2 pseudogenes are annotated in these 698 nt (G+C 61.6%); both read right to left on the bottom strand.

What is annotated here, in order from left to right:
* Positions 1–294: 294 nt before the first annotated feature.
* A pseudogene (locus tag AC0L3L_RS36435) lies at positions 295–375 on the bottom strand (histidine phosphatase family protein); the annotation flags it as partial.
* Positions 372–698: pseudogene (locus tag AC0L3L_RS36430) on the bottom strand (inositol-3-phosphate synthase); the annotation flags it as partial. The pseudogenes AC0L3L_RS36435 and AC0L3L_RS36430, both read right to left, overlap by 4 nt.

The following is a 698-nucleotide window of genomic DNA, read 5'->3' as shown; positions in this document are numbered from 1 at the left end:
TGCGGGCTGATTGTATCGTCGCTTGAGCGAGACATCGTGTTCTCTTAACGAAGTGGTCCCTTCACCAGTGTGGTGACGGCAATCTGAGTTTGCAAGGATTCGTGCGCCGTCCTCACAGCCAGCGCCGTCCCTTGCACAGCCCGTCCCTTGCACAGCATTATGTATCGAAGGTGCTGGTCTCGTCGGGGAAGCCTATGCTTTCCCCTCGGGTCCTCCCGGCACTATTCCCGGGCGCGCTCGACATTTCGACTCTCGCGACCTCGAAGGCTTGTGCCCTGTCGGTTTCGCCGAGGCAACTCCAGCCATGCGTCCGGCAAGATAGTCGCCGACATTGTCGTGCGCCGCATGGCGGATCAAGAGGAAGGTCGTCGTCATTCCGCGGCATCAAGCATCGGCTCGTCCCTCCCGGCGATGAAAGACAGCGTGCGCTGGCGTGCCTCGGCATCGGTGAACTGCTCGGGCGGCGACTTCATGAAATAGCTGCAGGGGCCGGTCAGCGCTCCTGCGATGCCGCGGTCAAGCGCCAGCTTGGCGCAGCGGACAGCGTCGATAACGACTCCGGCCGAGTTGGGCGAATCCCATACTTCCAGTTTGAGTTCTGCATTCAGCGGCACACCGCCAAACGTCGTGCCTTCGACGCGGATGTAGGCCCATTTCCGATCGGTAAGCCAGGGCACATGGTCGCTGGGGCCGACATG

The sequence above is a fragment of the Mesorhizobium sp. WSM4849 genome (assembly GCF_055811385.1).
Note: the sequence above shows the minus strand (reverse complement) of the source record. Positions and strands in the feature narration are given on the sequence as shown.